The following is a 15,018-nucleotide window of genomic DNA, read 5'->3' as shown; positions in this document are numbered from 1 at the left end:
TCAGTAAAAATTTAACTTATGATTGACCATCGGAACCGACAATATTCCGTTAAGTCCATATGGAGTTCCCCCGTGTCATTATAACTCCGTTCGACAATGAAACATGTCTTAAAGTTACAGTTCGTATCCCTATCAAGCACTGTTAATAAATTGTCCATAACTTGGACCGATCTGACATGATGGCATTGGTCACGCGAGAATGTATGACGACTATTAGATTTGTCCATCATGCGTAGTAGACAATCACAGAACGGAAAATTCGGTTCTGGTGCAAAGATTACGAGCAAAAGAGATTGAGCCATTTCTCATATTTCCGGTTATGCAGATAGATCAAACAGGTGGTCCATGAACGCCACGATGGAAGAAACGGGCGAGTGCTGTATCTCAACCTGTCCTTTCCTCAGTATGTGCATGGCCTCAATTCCCTTAAGTCTGCTTTCAGCAGTTTGAAACGATTTGAATCCCAGCATCGGATTCGTGATTTTCTTGATGAATCGATGGTCTTGTTCAACCATGTTATTCAGATATTTCGTCTGCCGGATTGAGGTTTCTTGCGGTATCTCCGTTTCGTCTTTTAATTGCTGTAGTGCCGGAGGGTAAGCTGGGTTTTTATCTACGGTGATGACTCGCGGCGTTTGATTATGCGGCGAAGACAGTGCTTTTCTAAAGAATCGCTTTGCAGCTTTAACATCTCGACTTGAAGACAGCATGAAGTCAACAGTTTTCCCTTTAGAGTCCACTGCTCTATATAGATAAGTCCATTTTCCCTTCACTTTAATATAGGTTTCGTCAACTCTGTAGGAATCGGTGGTCGGCTTCAAATAACGTCGAATACGCTTGTCCAACTCTGGACCGAACTGATGGACCCATCGCATGATTGTGGTATGAGAAACCTGAACTCCTCTTTCTTTTAGCAGTTCGACGATGTCCCGGTAACTTAAGCTGTATCGCAAATACCACCGAACCGCCATTAGGATAATATGAGTTTCGAAGTGCTTCCATTTGAACGTATTCATAGCATGTCAGCCTCATCCCTAAAATTTATCCGGACAATACTAGCATGCCTGGTGTTTTTGCACCAGAACCCACGGACGTAGCTGATGGTGGAATCGTCAGGTAGATCGTCATCTATGTTGAACCCGAGAAACCAACGATAAGCGAGGTTCACACGAATGTGTTCGATCACTTGAACGTCGGAATGATTGTAGAGATACTCCAAAAGACAAATCTTAAACATAACCTCTGGTTCTTCCGCAGGACGGCCTTTGTGTTCCGAATATCGATCACTGAGCAGGTCTCGGATAAAAGAAAAATCTATCGTGTTTGCAATTCTCCGTAACAAGTGATCTTATGGGACAGCTTTGTCGAAGAAATATTGGTCAAAAGCACTGATTTGCTTTGAAGTATCGTTTCGCAGCATCCCTGCATCCCTCACTCCAACCGTCTATAAAACTATTGTATTACATTTATAGAATAAGTTGGTGATACTTTTTTGGAGTTCTCCAGGGCGGTTCAATCAGTGTTTTGTTGAGCAATCTGTACCTTCACTACGTGCTTGACCTCTGGTTTGAGAAGGCTATAAAGCCTCGACTCAGAGGAGAGGCACACCTCATCCGCTACATAGATGATTTCATCGTGTGCTTCCAGTATCGAAGTGATGCGATACGGTTCCAAGAGGTGCTCCGGAAACGGCTGAACAAGTTCAAGCTAGAGCTAGAGCCAAGTAAGACTAGACTGATTGAATTTGGTCGGTTCGCGAGTAACCACGCAAAAGCCAGGGGTAGAAAGAAACCGGAAACACTATACTTTCTCGGTTTCACACACTACTGTACTCGAAACCGCAAGGGGAACTTCATGGTTGGGCGGAAAACGGAGAAGCAACGACTCAAGCGCAGTATAGGTAAAGTGCAGGAAACGATGCGGAAAATCCGACACCGGTCAATTGAAGAACAAGTCCGCCAAATCAACCAGATGCTTCAAGGGCACTATGCCTATTACGGCATGGCTGGAAACATGAGGTGGCTCATCAAGGTGTATCAGGCAACAGACTTTTACTGGCGACGCATGCTCAGCAGCCGTAGCCGGAAAAGCTATGTGACCTGGAAGGATTTCCAAGAACTGAAGACATTGTTTCCTCTAGCGCGGCCGAAACTCTTCATTCCATATTACCGAATGAAAGTATACGCGATGCTGTAAAACCAATTCTGAAGAGCCCGGTGCGGGAAACCCGCACGCCGGGTTCTGTGGGGGTTCGGGCCACCAGATGGGTGGCCTCTCTACCCGGAGGGACTGGGACACGTCCTCTACTCTACAGATGTAAGGATTACCTAGATAAACCTATTCGTGCGAGGTAATTCATGATGAAATAAGAGCAATATAATCTGAGCAGTTGTTCAAAAGTGCATGCGTTGTAGACATTGACTGCACACCACTGCTCTGATCTGATACAGGTCTCTGAGCCAAAGATGAGAAATATAATAGCACCGTTCAAAACTGGATGGTTTTGAACGGTGCTATTGGTATAGTTCTATCCAGGGCATAAATTTAAGTTTGATTTTCGATGGCATCCACTACTTTTTCAGCTGTACTTTTACTGGACTGTGGATTCTGCCCGGTGACTAGATTTCCATCTCGAACTGAGTAGTCTGTCCAATTGCTACGAGATGAGAAGAGTCCACCCTTTGTTCGAAGTGTGGTTTCAAGCAAAAAAGGCATATGTTGGTCCAATTTGACTTCGCCTTCTTCGTCATCAGTGAAGGCAGTAATGTTTTTACCTTTTACCAGAGGCGTTCCATTTTTGTAAGTGGCGTTCACTAAGCCCAAAGGGCAGCCATCAAAAAGTACCTCCCTGATGTGATTACTTAATACGTTTTCCCTTGTTTTTTTCATTATATTCACACGTGCCTTCTAGATTCGGGAACTAATTCGTAAAGTCATAATCATGTTCAACTTTACAAATTCGTGTTTTGCATGCTTTATACCATTCCGTCTTGCCTCTTGTCTGTGCCACTTGATGACGAGAATCACTCTTCCAATTTCGGATTGCCTCAAAGGAGTCCCAGTAGGACACGAGAATTCCTAGTCCGTTCTCAACACTTTCAGCCCCAAGGAAGCCCGGTTGATTTTTGACCAACTCCACCATCTCGCTTGCCATGTCCTCATAACCGTTGTCATTCTCTGTCGGGTTAGATGTGAAGATTACAGCGTAATATGGCGGCTTGGGTGTCTTGGCAATCTCTCTCATTTCAATACACTCCCTAATGGATTTGACGCAACCACTTGTTTTTTGTTCAAATTCATTCAAAGCCAAACTAAGTTGTAGCCTTACGAAGAATAGATGTTGGGATTTTTCTCGAGATCTTGCGATATTGATGGAACATCGCAATCCGCCACGGAATTAACATCCCAAACGCTAGAATAAAAAAGACTGAGCTCGTCTGAGCAATCGTGAGGTAGTGATCGATCACGCCATGCAAAGCCGTACGGGCAACAAGCAGAGCAATCATAACCACTATGAAGCCTTTAGATCGCTTCAGATAAATTTCCCGGCCAGAAATGTACATTTGTGAAGTAGTCATCAATGGATAAGAAAAAGTCACCCCCACTATTAAAGCTTCAATGCCGTAAAGCCAAGGAATTCTCATAACAGGGTCAACAAACATGATAAAACCCGTGCTCATTGCCATCGATGGAGCCAAGATTTTACCCGGCGATGTTGGTTTCTTAGCCGCTTGTAATCGTATAACTATGACCGACAAAGCCATACATATTGCCAAAACCCACATGATTGATGACCTACTTAACGACAACGCAGGGCCCCCTCCGAGGATTGGACTAACAATTGGGAACGGATATTGTTTAGGAACATGTTTACTCTGGTTTAGAAGCGTATGCCCTGTTCTCTAAAAACAGACGCCAGAACCAAATGAACCCCGGAAATAGAACAGCAATTCCCAGAATCAGAACAATAATTACCGCCCTAAACATCTCCGAGTTAGTGAAGCTGTCCTGAATGGTCACAACCGGATAAACGAAGTATGGAAGGTGTGCGCGTCCGTATCCCATCATGGCACATGCGTACTGCGCCACAATACTTACAACAGCCCACCTGAATCGACGTTTCAATTCCCACCCACACGTAATCACGAGTACATATCCAATTACAAAGAAGCATCCTGACGCTAAAAACCAATGCCACTGCGAAAGCATTGCTTTTTGAAGCCACGCAGCAGACCTACCTATACTGAGCAGGGCCAGGAAGGCAGACAATATGCTTACGGGGCCAAGCCAGAGTACATGTTTTCGGTAAACTCTATACGCTGATTCATCCTTGGCAACTCTGGAATAGTCACCTAACAACAAGGCTGACAAGAACAGTTCACTTGTAATTCCTAATATGACATATCCATACACGACTTGGTTTCTAAAGAGATCTGGCACTGAAAGCGTTAAACGTCCATCAACACTATGTAAGAAATTCCCTTCTGAAATTGGAAAAACCGTCATTAGCAACGCAGGAATCACTAGCCCTGTAATTCCTGAAACAATACGTAAAGTGTGTTGATAACGATCAACCGAATGGGCGAAAACCATAAAAACTGTCCTTATGGTTAATAAGATGAGGATTAAATCACCCGGAACCAAGAGAATATTTCCAAGTACAAATGCGGCAGTGGGAAACAGACCAACCAACGCCACTGCGAACAACACAAGAAATACGTTCGTAACTTCCCAGAGCGGTGACAAATATCGATTAGCGATGGTGGCCGCGCTTGCGTGACGCTCTTTGAAAAACACCATTGCCCAAAATCCCGCGCCAAAGTCTACTGAACCGGCAATACCGTAAATGAATACAATTAACCACAATAGTAAAATTCCCCATAACGCTGCAGTCAAGGTAACCATACCGCCCTTCTTGGTTTTGGCGTATTTGGCTCAATATCATCCGACAAAGGATGGCGAGAAAAATAGGACCGTAACACTGTAATGCTGCCAATAGCGAGCATGAGATACAGCATTATAAAGAGGAAAAACATCCAACCCACATAAGGCGAGGATGTAACAGCATCAGCCGTTCTCATTACATGGTAAATAATCCATGGTTGTCGGCCCATGCAAGCATAAATCCATCCCAACTCGATGGCTATAACGGCAAGCGGACCGCTAACTACCGTTGCACACAACAACCATTTTGGAAATGGAAATTGCTCACGCCTTCGAATGGTCTTAACTAACCATGCGAAGATGGCTAAAAAGATCAGCATTGTTCCAATCCCGACCATGCCATCGAAAAACAGATGTAGAAACAATGGTGGCCAGGTATCCCGAGGAAAGTCGTTTAAGCCTTTCACCACACCATCAACACGGTCAGTGGCCAACCAACTGAGGAAATCAGGGACCTTGATTCCACCTATGACATCTTGTCTAGAGCCGCTCACCCATCCACCAATAACGAGCGGCGCGTGTGATTGCGTATTGAATAAACCTTCTGCAACCGCAAGTTTTTCTGGTTGATAAGCAGCGAGATGTTTTGCGGCTCGATCGCCGCTGATTGCCGCTATCATTCCAAACACCCCGCCTAACGCAAGAGATAGCATTAGGGACTTATATTGATGCTGTCTCTCCCGGTCGGTGTGAGATTTCTTCAACAAACCGTATGCTGCAACTGCCGCCGTGATAAATCCCACGCTCATGTATGCGGTCATGAGTACATGGAAATCCGACGTTGGAAGTGCAGGATTGAAAACAGCCTGCCAAGGGTGAATGTCAACCGCTTTACCGTTCACCATACGGAAACCTTGTGGGGCATTCATGAAAGCATTCGCATCAGTGATCAGCAGTGCCGATGAGGCAGCCCCAATGGCGACTAACAAAACGCTCACAATGCGCCAGCGGCGTGGAATTCGGTCGGCTGCGTAAACGTAAATTGACATAAACAAGGCTTCCAGGAAGAACGCGAAAATCTCTAACAAGAACGGTAAAGCGATTACCTGACCCACGAGCTGCATGAATTTTGGCCATAACAAACTTAGCTGTAATGCAACCGTAGTTCCAGTTGTGATGCTCACTGCTAGCAATACTGTAAAACCCCGTGTCCAACGTTTTGCCATCACAGCGTAATCGGAATCCCCGGTTAAAGCGTAGGTAACTTCTGCAATCGTTACCATAAATGGAATTCCAACGCCGAGTGTGGCGTAGATGATATGAAATCCCATCGAAGTACCGAACAATGCTCTAGCGAGATGTACGTGGTCAGGCATATAACACCCTCCTTGGAATTCAAGGTTATCATTACCATAAATGTAGAACCTATACGATCGAGTTACAGCGTTCTTTTGCCTTATAGCACGCCTGTTTTACGTTCATAATTTGTAAATTACATTCGATCGGAGCACCATTGACTAAAGGGCGCTAATCTAGGGGAAGCCTTATTGAACTAACCGACAGGTTAACGACATAAGGGTTTCTTCTTATTGCTGTTAGCATGGGTGACCTTGAACCCACATTTCTCAGGACAAAAGTACAGATTTTTCTTAAATGAGCGTTTTGCAGAATAGCATTTCTGGTGAATTAAAAAAGAAATGGTCTACCTAGCTAAAAAGTCTAGCTTACATTTTTTTGCTTAGTTAGGTGATGCGTTTAGTTCTAACGCTGTTTGGGTTAGGCTACTTGTTCCGTTCTTGCTTGCCTGCTCATTGCAAGTGCCGATGCCAACATCACAATGGCGTTGAGGTAGATATGTGTCGTGACCTTCTCTATCCCGGACACATCGCTCGCAGTTAGGTTTTCTTTCAGTCTGGAGTTGCAGCGCTCAACAGCAGTTCGTTCATTGTACAACTTCGTCCATCCACGCGTGTTGCGGTGGGGGTTCGAGATCGGCGCACATCTTCGGCAATGTCCTGTTTTAGACCATTCCATAATTCGAGTCAGAACACATTGAAGCTCCTAATGGACAGTCGACCTTCCCTAAGACATGTGGACAGCGGAACTTCAATCGGTCAGCATCGGCTCCCCAGTACACCATGTCATACCCCATGGAGCAACGAGGAGTACCATTCGAAGACATCCCAGCGGGCGGTTCCTTCTCAGCACGCCGATTCAACGCAATGATTGCTTGTGCACCATAACTTCGTGCCGTTTCATAATTCTTGACCTGGTCGTAACCCGCATCCATCATGACGAACTTGAATCTCCAATCCAGGTTCTCAGCAATGTCTTTCATCAGTGGAATTGCCATGTCACCGTCGTACACATGTGTGGGCGTAACCCCCAGGGATACAGGCAATTCACTCTGTGTGTCGACTGCAAGATGAATCTTGTAGCCGAACCACGTAAGCTTGTTGCCAAATGTGTCGTACTTAGCACCCCAGTTTGCATTCCCTGTTTCTTGACTGCGCGATTTCGGCTGTTTCTTCTCGTAAGCAGGGATTGCCGTGCTATCGATGGCGAGGTGGCTTTCATCTATGACACCAAACTCCCGACATTGACTGACCAGGTCAATGAAGAGCGCCTTAGCCAGACCCTTTTCAGTTAAGGCGGTGAAGGCTCGGCTTAGGGTAGCAATCGACGGAGCTAATTCATCCAAGCGAAACCCGCACTGGTACCGAAATCGAAGGTCCGTATCCAAGCGTTCGTGCAACCTTGTAAAGGTGGATATGCCTTCGAGCGGTGCAGCAATCAGTGCTCGCAAAATTGCTTCACGATTGATTGGTTTTGCTCCACGGGGTGAAGAACTCCTCAATTTCACGGCGTACGGATGAAGGTCCAATGCGGAGAAGAACAACTCCAACCGCTCGCTGGGTTCAAATTCTAACCACGACTCAAAGGAAAACAGAGACTTTTGGAGAAGATACAAGCGGACTTCCCTCCTTGAGAGTTTCTTGTTTAGTCGCTTGAAATCTTCTCGAATTTGGGGTGAAGTCCTTTTTTACGTCTTACAATCCCTTGCCCTGCAAGGTCTCAGAAATCTGCAAAACGCTGTTATGAACGAGGCCTGTCAAGCCCCGTATTTCATGGATTTATTGAAGGTCAGGCGCCGAAGGCAAGTTATATCGACGGTTGGCATTCTGTTATTCGCGGATTGGCTACCGCATGTCGTACCTCCGTCAAGGGCTGCCTCTGACTCAAAGCGTGCATTCGGATAGGCCTAGCACATAGCGTTTACGAGGGTTCCCTCTTCCGGAAACTTGCCTTCGCCGCCCGACCTTCAAATAAGTAAGCTCGTAGAATAAGTGTACCGTGATCGAATTCTTATTTAAGCAATCGAATTTGTGTTTTCTTTATCCCGCATTCGTTCCGCCATGCACCCAATTGCCCAGATAAATCCTAATAATTCTCTTGCCACTGCTGTTACAGCAACGGAGTGATTTTTGCCTCTAGAAATCAAACGAAAATATTTACGGTGCAATCTATCTTGAGCCTTCCAAGCAATTGCTTGTGTCTGAGGTGATTGCCCTTCTTGTCGTTGTTTAATTCGACCTTTTATTGCAGGTGAATAACGATAACTCCACGCGGATTCGGCTAGAATGTGGCGAACATGTGCATTCCCTGTTTTGGTTATCCCACCTTGCCAACGATTTGCACCACTAGAGTATTCTCGTGGGACTAGTCCTGCGTAAGCCATAAGTTGCCTAGGATTCGAGAAGCGGGAAAACTGCCCAATTTCCGCAACCAATGATGTTGCGGTGACCTCAGCGACACCACGAAGTGTCTGTAAAGCTTGAATGACAGGAGCGTGGAAACTATCTGTTGCCTGAACATGAATTTCTTGTTCTAATCGCTGAATACGTCCATCAATTTCATCCAATTGGTGTAGGTATTCTTGGAATGCCATCCTCTGAGCGCGATTCGTAAATTGTAAGGTATCCAGCCACTTGCGATGTTTCGGTGTCCAATTGCGTATACCCTTTGGTGTGCGAAGACCCCATCGTAACAAGAATTTCAACAACCTATGTCGAGTACGCAATTGATCTTCTTTAGCGTCCTCTCTTGTACGTACTAGATCTCGAAGTCCCTCGTCATCCTCTTGCGGCACCCATACACTCGTCAATTCTCCCGCTCGTAATAACTGCGCCAGACGTAATGCGTCTCGACGATCAGTTTTTACTCGATCCCCCTGACGCACTGGGATTAGGGAAGGGGCAACGACCATACATGACAAACCCATCTTGGTTAGTTGGCGATACAACCCATATCCTGTAGGTCCCGCTTCATAGCAAAATTCCAATTGTACGTCGTTTCCTAACTGCCTAACCAATTTACGAATTGCTTCAGGATTATTTGTAATTGTTCCAAAAAACCGCGGGGCACCACGCCCTATGTCTGCTATGCCCACCGCAATCGAATCCTTTGACACGTCTAAACCTACGAATTTTGTGCTATCCTTCATATTATCGGCTCCCTTCGTATTGTAGCTCTGCATTGGCTATCGCTAGTAACAGTATTGCCAATGTAACCTACGTTGTTACGAAACGGGGCCGACCTCGTTCATTATGACTCAAATAAACAGGAGCGAATGTCTAATATCGGCATCGCTCCTTATTCAGCTAACGGTTAGCGCAATAAGCTTGTCACTTGTATAAGAGTTATCGTGAACGAGGCAACGCAAAAAATCACAAGGTGAGAAGTCCATTTCATACAAGACCAAGCCATCGTACAAACGTGATTCTTGGAACATTTCTCGGTTTTCAAGCACCCCAACGTTACGGAATTGGTGGACACATACCTCGAACGGGGTGGGCTTTTAGAACGCCCTGAGAACGTAGCCAAGGCGGAGGACGGGTTAGGCTTCTGTCACTACTACTCCACAACGTTCTGCAATCAATGCTGGATGGTCGACTCAAAACGGAGCACGTGTCGCAGGGTATTACGGCAGCCAAATGATAAAGAGGTATGTGGAACTCTCGACGGACGAATTGAAAAGGGTCGATGCAAGGTGTCCGATAGACGGATGCCCATTTCGTGCAACTAAATGGACAGATGCTGATACGGGTTGTAGACATTGACTGCACATTATATTGGAATCCTGTGATGTGATACAGGGCTTTGAGCCAAAGATGGAAATCTAATAGCACCGTTCAAAACTAGATGGTTTGAAACGGTGCTATTGGTACGGTTCTATCCAGGACATATATTTAAATTTCATTTTTGATGGCATCCACGACTTTTTCGGCTGTACTTTTACTGGACTGTGGATTCTGCCCGGTGACTAAATTCCCATCTCGAACTGAGAAGTCTGTCCAATTGCTACGAGATGAAAAAATTCCACCCATTTTTCGAAGTGTGGTTTCAAGCAAAAAAGGCATATGTTGGTCCAATTTGACTTCCCGTTCTTCGGCATCGGTGAAGGAAGTGATGTTTTTATCTTTTACCAGAGGGGTTCCATTTTTATAAGTAGCATTTACTAAGCCTGAAGGTCCATGACAAACAGCTCCAATGACTCTGTTATCTTCTGCAAATTGCTGTAAAATGTAAAGCAAGGTTTCATTATCTGGAAAATCGTACATCGTTCCGTGACCGCCAGGAAGAAAAATAGCATCGAATCCTTGTGCGTCATCTCTGCTTAATTTGATGGTATGGGTTAATTCTTTCTCCGCTTCCGCCCAATCTGCATTCTTCTCAGCGGGCAAACTGCTTGGATCAAGCGGGACCTCACCACCCAAAATACTGGTTACCTTAACGTCATAACCTTGTTCTTTAAAGACGTTATATGGGACAGCGAACTCTTCCAACCAAAGTCCTGTTTTATGATCATCGGTGATTTCTGTGTGGTTAGTCACGACCATCAAAATGCGTTTTGAAACAGTCATAAAAAAGTCCTCCCAGATTTGATTGCTTATTGAACGATATATAAATTATTTTAATGAACTATCCCGTATCGCCCATCAATTAGTACTCATGTGCTACTCTAGATTGGCATGTCTGCTGAACATGGTATCGGAGTCCAATCCTTGATTCTCCATCAGCCTCAATATCACAGCATCGTAAAACACTAATAGGCTCTGCTCGAATAATGCACCCATCGGCTGGATTGATGTATATCCACTGCCTTCTCCGGTTTTCGGCTGGGCAGGCAACTTAATGGAGACATCAGCTAACTGTCCAATGGTTGACTCAGGAAAAATCGTGGCGACGGCGATAGATGCGTCCAGGCTTTTCGCTTTTTCAGCCATTATCACCAAACTCTTCGTCTCACCCGAACCAGTCCCCAAGATTAATACATCATCTTTTTCTAGATTAGGGGTCACGGTTTCTCCCACCACATACGAATCAAAGCCCATCTGCATCATTCGCATGGCAAACGCTCGTGCCATCAGACCCGATCTGCCTGCACCCGCCACAAAGACCTTCTTTGCTCGCAGGATATGCTCTACGAATTGTTCAGCTTTATCGTCTTCGATTAAGTTAACGACACGTTCTAACTCCTGTAGAATTTTCGTGGCGTATTGGCTCGTCTTCATCATTGCGTTATCCTTGTTGAATGATCTGCTTCATTTCCCGTGCAACCGACTGCTTGTCTGATTCACCCGTAATACCACCGCCGACGATGACAATATCCGGGTTGGCTTTGACGACTTCTGGCAATGTGTTTAATTTAATGCCCCCTGCAACGGCGGTTTTTGCATTCTTCACAACACGCTTAATGGTGCGAAGGTCTTCAAATGAATTCTGTCCGACGGCTTGAAGGTCGTAACCTGTGTGGACACAGATATAATCGACACCAAGCACATCGACTTCCTTTGCACGAGTTTCGAGATCCTTCACACCAATCATGTCAACCAAGATTTTCTTCTTTTGTTTCTTAGCCTCTTCCACTGCACCGCGAATCGTTGCATCTTCCGACACGCCCAACACGGTGATGTAGTCAGCACCCGATTCAGAGGCTTTCATCACTTCATACCCACCAGCATCCATAACTTTGAGATCGGCTAATACCTCAAGAGAGGGGAACGCTTCCTTCATTGCCTTGACCGCATGAAGCCCTTCATTAATCACAACGGGCGTACCAATTTCAACGATATCGATATGCTCCTGTACTTCTTTTACCAGTTCAATACCTTCCGGAATGTTTACAAGGTCCAATGCTAACTGAAGTTTCATCGACGCTCTCTCCTAATCATTAGATTGTTGGTTGCTCACTTGTGAATGTGTTGGACAGATGCTCATGTTATACTCAATACGTCAAAACGTGAAGTACGCACTTTTTCGTGATATAGTCACCAAAATGAAACTATTACGACACGGAGGGAGAAATCGTGAATCTTAAAGGTTCAATTGTGAAAAGGAATTAACATTGTCCATTATCGGTGGGAAATGGAAAATGATCACCTATGGCACATTGGGTTGAGCAGTCCCCAACGATTTAGTTCTCTCAGAAGATTGTTGCCCAAAGTCACACCTAAAATGCTAACGGCACAATTGAGGGAACCGGAAAATGATGGTATTATCAACCGGAAAGTATATCAGCAGGTGCCCCCGAAGGTGGAATAGCCTCTCGGCATTGGATTTTCGTCGACTCTTCAATGGTTCTGTCCTTGGGGCAATCTCCGTTTGCCCCCATGTTCGTCTGCCCCACTTGACAATTGAGAATTGGAAATTCAGTGCCGCCATGATCAGAAAACATGGTGTTTTCACCATATAATACTTGACTTTTCAGAATGACCCCAACAATCCCCGAGAAGGGCTAACCGCTCTATCTCGTCTGAATTGGGGTTACGTTAATGTTACCAGTGGTCAGGTCTCATGAGCAGTACCAATCGTTCGTTCAGCAACAACTTCGTCTTCACTACACAAATGGGGCACTTCTGTTTGTCGCCAAAGACTGGTCACTTGTTAAGAAATTCTGGATCACCGACCTCTCTGGCACGTTTAACTTACTCCAAGAAAATTTCTCGTGTCGTGGTCCAAAGTCCATTGACCCTGCCGACTTACTGCGTTCGTATCTGCTGCGGCTTTCAGTACGGGCAAACGCCAGGCGTTGGTACATTCTACGGCTTCTTCCGACGGTTGTGGTCTTGTGATTCTGCAAATCTTTCACCCAAACACAGACTCAACCGTAAGAAAATCGAAGGTGGCAAAAAGGGTAAAAAGGCACCCTCCAAAGCGTACAGCAAGATCGCAAAACTAATAACTCAACTACAGAAGCGTTCCAGCAACAAAGTCCAACCTTTTGACGTTTTGCTCAGGTTATTTCAACATCAATTCCTTACTATCTCTGCTAAGTCGGGTTTGTTAGGTAACACTCGTGCACTTTCTATTGCCAGCGATGGAATGCCCCTTCAAACAGCAACCCAAGTTCGAAGTCGACGACTTTGCAACTGTCGCGAATTCGGCGTTGTACCATGCAGGTGCTATCGTATCTACTCCCAACCGACTGTGACATGGGCTGGGACAGTTATCGAAACAAATACTTCTTCGGTTATCACCTTTATACGTTTGTTGCTGCCGATAGCCCCTACGACCTACCGCTCTATCCCAGGTTGCAGCGAGCTTCCCGCCATGATGCGACATCGTGGGTGGTTAGTGCCCGCGAGTTTGTTGAACGCTTTCGTGATTACACCTGGGACAAGGCAATTTTAGACGCTGCACACGACGCGCTGCCAATTTACGAGTACCTTCATTCGCGAAGTATTAGGCCGTTCATTGATTTGAACTTGCGCAGTACAGGAAGTAAAGGAGTTCAGAAGGATGACATCACATTTTCCCCGACTGGGATCCCCTTCTGCAAGAAGGGATTGGAGATGAAAGACCGTGGATATGACAGTACACGGGGTCGACGCAAATACTATTGTCCGCTCGTCGTAAAAGGCGTGGTGACTTGTAATACGCCTTGTTCCGATTCACCTTACGGAAGATGCGTTTACACATACACCAAACACAATCCTCGCTTGTTCCCACCCGTTGCCCGCAACAGCAACGAGTGGGTCAATGTCTACAAACGCAGAACCACCTGCGAGCGTAGCAACAAGCGAGTAAAAGAGGATTACCACCTCGAAGCTGCCAAGCATCGCAGTACCATGATGTGGACAGTCCGCATCTACGGTATCGCCATGTGTCAACACATGGACGCTTAGTACCAAGAGAGCAATCTAGACCTGAGATCGATGCTCTTGTCAGCCTGAGAATACCCCAATCATACCATCTCCAGCGATGACTTTTTGAAAATCGGATCGTCATCGCTCTGTTTGCTATACCCTTTTTCATGGAACATCGTCCCAACAACCATGAAACCGTCGATTTCCAGCGCATTTCTGGAATTCCACCTGTTTTATCTCACTTTTCAAGACCCCAATGCTGAGAGGCTAGTGCAATAAAATTTCAATTGAATACATAACTAGAAAATATTGAAGGACTATTAAAACTGGTGTAGCCCAACTGCAATGAGCAATATCCCAGAGGCTATCGTTGCGCTATTCCCTAGCCAATTGGCGAGATATTTTCTGCTGATGAGCACTGGTGCAATTAAAAACAAAAAGCTGAAAAAACCAATGGAGAATGCAGTTTCAAACACATTAAATATGACTTACTCCTGTGCCAAATCCCACGGTTAGATCGTAATGGATTGTGCGATGGCGACAATGCATAACTCCCAAACGCCGATTTTTTTCGCCAAATTTTCTTCTTCCTGTTTCTCTTGTTTTCTTTGTATTAGTGCCTGGGCGATGATGAAGACACCCAGGCATATCAAGATCGATGCTCCGATAAAATTCGCTACAGAACCAATAAACGACGAAACAAAAATCCCCGAGATGCCACCAATCAGTGCAGCCAACAAGGAAGTTGACGCAATCACCATTGCAGATCGCCAGGGCACATGTATTTTACGTGCCCCATAGGAAAGACCAATTCCAATGTTGTCTATGTTGGAGGCAATCCCAATGATGATTGCGATTACGAAAGATGAAATGTTCAAAACGAAGTTCCCCCCCTATACTAACCGCCCATTCCGTGCCAGCCGAGAATGATTAACCCCAAAACAATGTAACTAAGTCCAACGATAATCATCAGCCATGGAGGCTT

The 15,018-nt window shown here is 45.5% G+C and carries 12 protein-coding genes and 5 pseudogenes; 4 read left to right on the top strand and 13 right to left on the bottom strand.

What is annotated here, in order from left to right:
• Nucleotides 1-317: 317 nt before the first annotated feature.
• Nucleotides 318-1,016: an IS6 family transposase gene (locus NZD89_RS05715; RefSeq protein WP_268006797.1), complete on the bottom strand. Its 699-nt coding sequence runs from the start codon at nucleotides 1,014-1,016 to the stop codon at nucleotides 318-320.
• Nucleotides 1,013-1,342: a transposase gene (locus NZD89_RS29470; protein ID WP_369125235.1), complete on the bottom strand. Its 330-nt coding sequence runs from the start codon at nucleotides 1,340-1,342 to the stop codon at nucleotides 1,013-1,015. Before NZD89_RS29470 ends, NZD89_RS05715 begins: the two co-directional genes overlap by 4 nt.
• 164 nt (nucleotides 1,343-1,506) lie before the next feature.
• On the opposite strand from NZD89_RS29470, the pseudogene NZD89_RS05710 reads away from it, so the two are divergent.
• Nucleotides 1,507-2,196, top strand: a pseudogene (locus NZD89_RS05710) (reverse transcriptase domain-containing protein); the annotation flags it as partial.
• 348 nt (nucleotides 2,197-2,544) lie between these two features.
• Here the strand turns inward: NZD89_RS05710 and NZD89_RS05705 are convergent.
• From NZD89_RS05705 to hxlA, 10 genes and pseudogenes are all read right to left on the bottom strand, one after another.
• A pseudogene (locus NZD89_RS05705) lies at nucleotides 2,545-2,826 on the bottom strand (type 1 glutamine amidotransferase family protein); the annotation flags it as partial.
• A gap of 94 nt (nucleotides 2,827-2,920) precedes the next feature.
• On the bottom strand, nucleotides 2,921-3,244 hold the full coding sequence (locus tag NZD89_RS05700; protein ID WP_268006796.1) for an antibiotic biosynthesis monooxygenase family protein: 324 nt from the start codon (nucleotides 3,242-3,244) through the stop codon (nucleotides 2,921-2,923).
• Nucleotides 3,245-3,311: 67 nt separating this feature from the next.
• Nucleotides 3,312-3,809 carry a CcdC family protein gene (locus NZD89_RS05695; RefSeq protein WP_268006795.1) on the bottom strand — a complete coding sequence of 166 codons (498 nt, stop codon included), beginning with the start codon at nucleotides 3,807-3,809 and terminating at the stop codon, nucleotides 3,312-3,314.
• 61 nt (nucleotides 3,810-3,870) lie between these two features.
• Nucleotides 3,871-4,905 (bottom strand): cytochrome d ubiquinol oxidase subunit II, encoded by a 1,035-nt coding sequence (locus NZD89_RS05690; protein WP_268006794.1) that lies wholly within the window; start codon nucleotides 4,903-4,905, stop codon nucleotides 3,871-3,873.
• The gene (locus NZD89_RS05685) at nucleotides 4,893-6,260 is read right to left on the bottom strand and encodes a cytochrome ubiquinol oxidase subunit I (RefSeq protein ID WP_268006793.1); all 1,368 of its coding nucleotides are present in this window, start codon (nucleotides 6,258-6,260) and stop codon (nucleotides 4,893-4,895) included. Before NZD89_RS05685 ends, NZD89_RS05690 begins: the two co-directional genes overlap by 13 nt.
• A gap of 400 nt (nucleotides 6,261-6,660) precedes the next feature.
• Nucleotides 6,661-7,855, bottom strand: a pseudogene (locus NZD89_RS05680) (transposase).
• A 399-nt stretch (nucleotides 7,856-8,254) separates the two neighbouring features.
• Entirely contained in the window at nucleotides 8,255-9,388 is a 1,134-nt protein-coding gene (locus NZD89_RS05675; protein ID WP_268006792.1) for an IS110 family RNA-guided transposase, read from the bottom strand.
• A gap of 745 nt (nucleotides 9,389-10,133) precedes the next feature.
• On the bottom strand, nucleotides 10,134-10,808 hold the full coding sequence (locus tag NZD89_RS05670; protein ID WP_268006791.1) for a type 1 glutamine amidotransferase domain-containing protein: 675 nt from the start codon (nucleotides 10,806-10,808) through the stop codon (nucleotides 10,134-10,136).
• A gap of 93 nt (nucleotides 10,809-10,901) precedes the next feature.
• The gene (gene hxlB / locus NZD89_RS05665) at nucleotides 10,902-11,459 is read right to left on the bottom strand and encodes a 6-phospho-3-hexuloisomerase (RefSeq protein WP_268006790.1); all 558 of its coding nucleotides are present in this window, start codon (nucleotides 11,457-11,459) and stop codon (nucleotides 10,902-10,904) included.
• Between the two features lie 7 nt (nucleotides 11,460-11,466).
• On the bottom strand, nucleotides 11,467-12,099 hold the full coding sequence (gene hxlA, locus NZD89_RS05660; RefSeq protein WP_268006789.1) for a 3-hexulose-6-phosphate synthase: 633 nt from the start codon (nucleotides 12,097-12,099) through the stop codon (nucleotides 11,467-11,469).
• A gap of 193 nt (nucleotides 12,100-12,292) precedes the next feature.
• Between hxlA and NZD89_RS05655 the strand changes: the two are divergent.
• The 3 genes and pseudogenes from NZD89_RS05655 to NZD89_RS05645 all read left to right on the top strand — a co-directional run.
• Nucleotides 12,293-12,486, top strand: a pseudogene (locus tag NZD89_RS05655) (winged helix-turn-helix transcriptional regulator); the annotation flags it as partial.
• A gap of 233 nt (nucleotides 12,487-12,719) precedes the next feature.
• Complete coding sequence (locus NZD89_RS05650; RefSeq protein WP_268006788.1) at nucleotides 12,720-13,019, top strand: hypothetical protein; 300 nt, start codon at nucleotides 12,720-12,722, stop codon at nucleotides 13,017-13,019.
• Nucleotides 13,020-13,310: 291 nt separating this feature from the next.
• Nucleotides 13,311-14,072, top strand: coding sequence for a transposase (locus NZD89_RS05645; protein WP_268006787.1), 762 nt, complete (start codon nucleotides 13,311-13,313; stop codon nucleotides 14,070-14,072).
• 281 nt (nucleotides 14,073-14,353) lie between these two features.
• Here the strand turns inward: NZD89_RS05645 and NZD89_RS05640 are convergent.
• Nucleotides 14,354-14,794, bottom strand: a pseudogene (locus NZD89_RS05640) (manganese efflux pump MntP).
• Nucleotides 14,795-15,018: the final 224 nt, after the last annotated feature.

The sequence above is a fragment of the Alicyclobacillus fastidiosus genome, assembly GCF_026651875.1.
In the GTDB taxonomy this organism is placed as follows: Bacteria; Bacillota; Bacilli; order Alicyclobacillales; family Alicyclobacillaceae; genus Alicyclobacillus; species Alicyclobacillus fastidiosus.
The sequence above is the reverse complement of the archived record's forward strand: the minus strand, read 5'-3'. Positions and strand labels throughout refer to the sequence as shown.

What these genes read in the sequence shown, in the direction of transcription:
- NZD89_RS05670 (WP_268006791.1), bottom strand. Translation starts at nt 10,808, where the DNA reads ATGACTGTTTCAAAACGCATTTTGATGGTCGTGACTAACCACACAGAA.
- NZD89_RS05685 (WP_268006793.1), bottom strand. Translation starts at nt 6,260, where the DNA reads ATGCCTGACCACGTACATCTCGCTAGAGCATTGTTCGGTACTTCGATG.
- hxlA (WP_268006789.1), bottom strand. Translation starts at nt 12,099, where the DNA reads ATGAAACTTCAGTTAGCATTGGACCTTGTAAACATTCCGGAAGGTATT.
- NZD89_RS05690 (WP_268006794.1), bottom strand. Translation starts at nt 4,905, where the DNA reads ATGGTTACCTTGACTGCAGCGTTATGGGGAATTTTACTATTGTGGTTA.
- hxlB (WP_268006790.1), bottom strand. Translation starts at nt 11,459, where the DNA reads ATGAAGACGAGCCAATACGCCACGAAAATTCTACAGGAGTTAGAACGT.
- NZD89_RS05650 (WP_268006788.1), top strand. Translation starts at nt 12,720, where the DNA reads ATGTTACCAGTGGTCAGGTCTCATGAGCAGTACCAATCGTTCGTTCAG.
- NZD89_RS05715 (WP_268006797.1), bottom strand. Translation starts at nt 1,016, where the DNA reads ATGAATACGTTCAAATGGAAGCACTTCGAAACTCATATTATCCTAATG.
- NZD89_RS05700 (WP_268006796.1), bottom strand. Translation starts at nt 3,244, where the DNA reads ATGAGAGAGATTGCCAAGACACCCAAGCCGCCATATTACGCTGTAATC.
- NZD89_RS05675 (WP_268006792.1), bottom strand. Translation starts at nt 9,388, where the DNA reads ATGAAGGATAGCACAAAATTCGTAGGTTTAGACGTGTCAAAGGATTCG.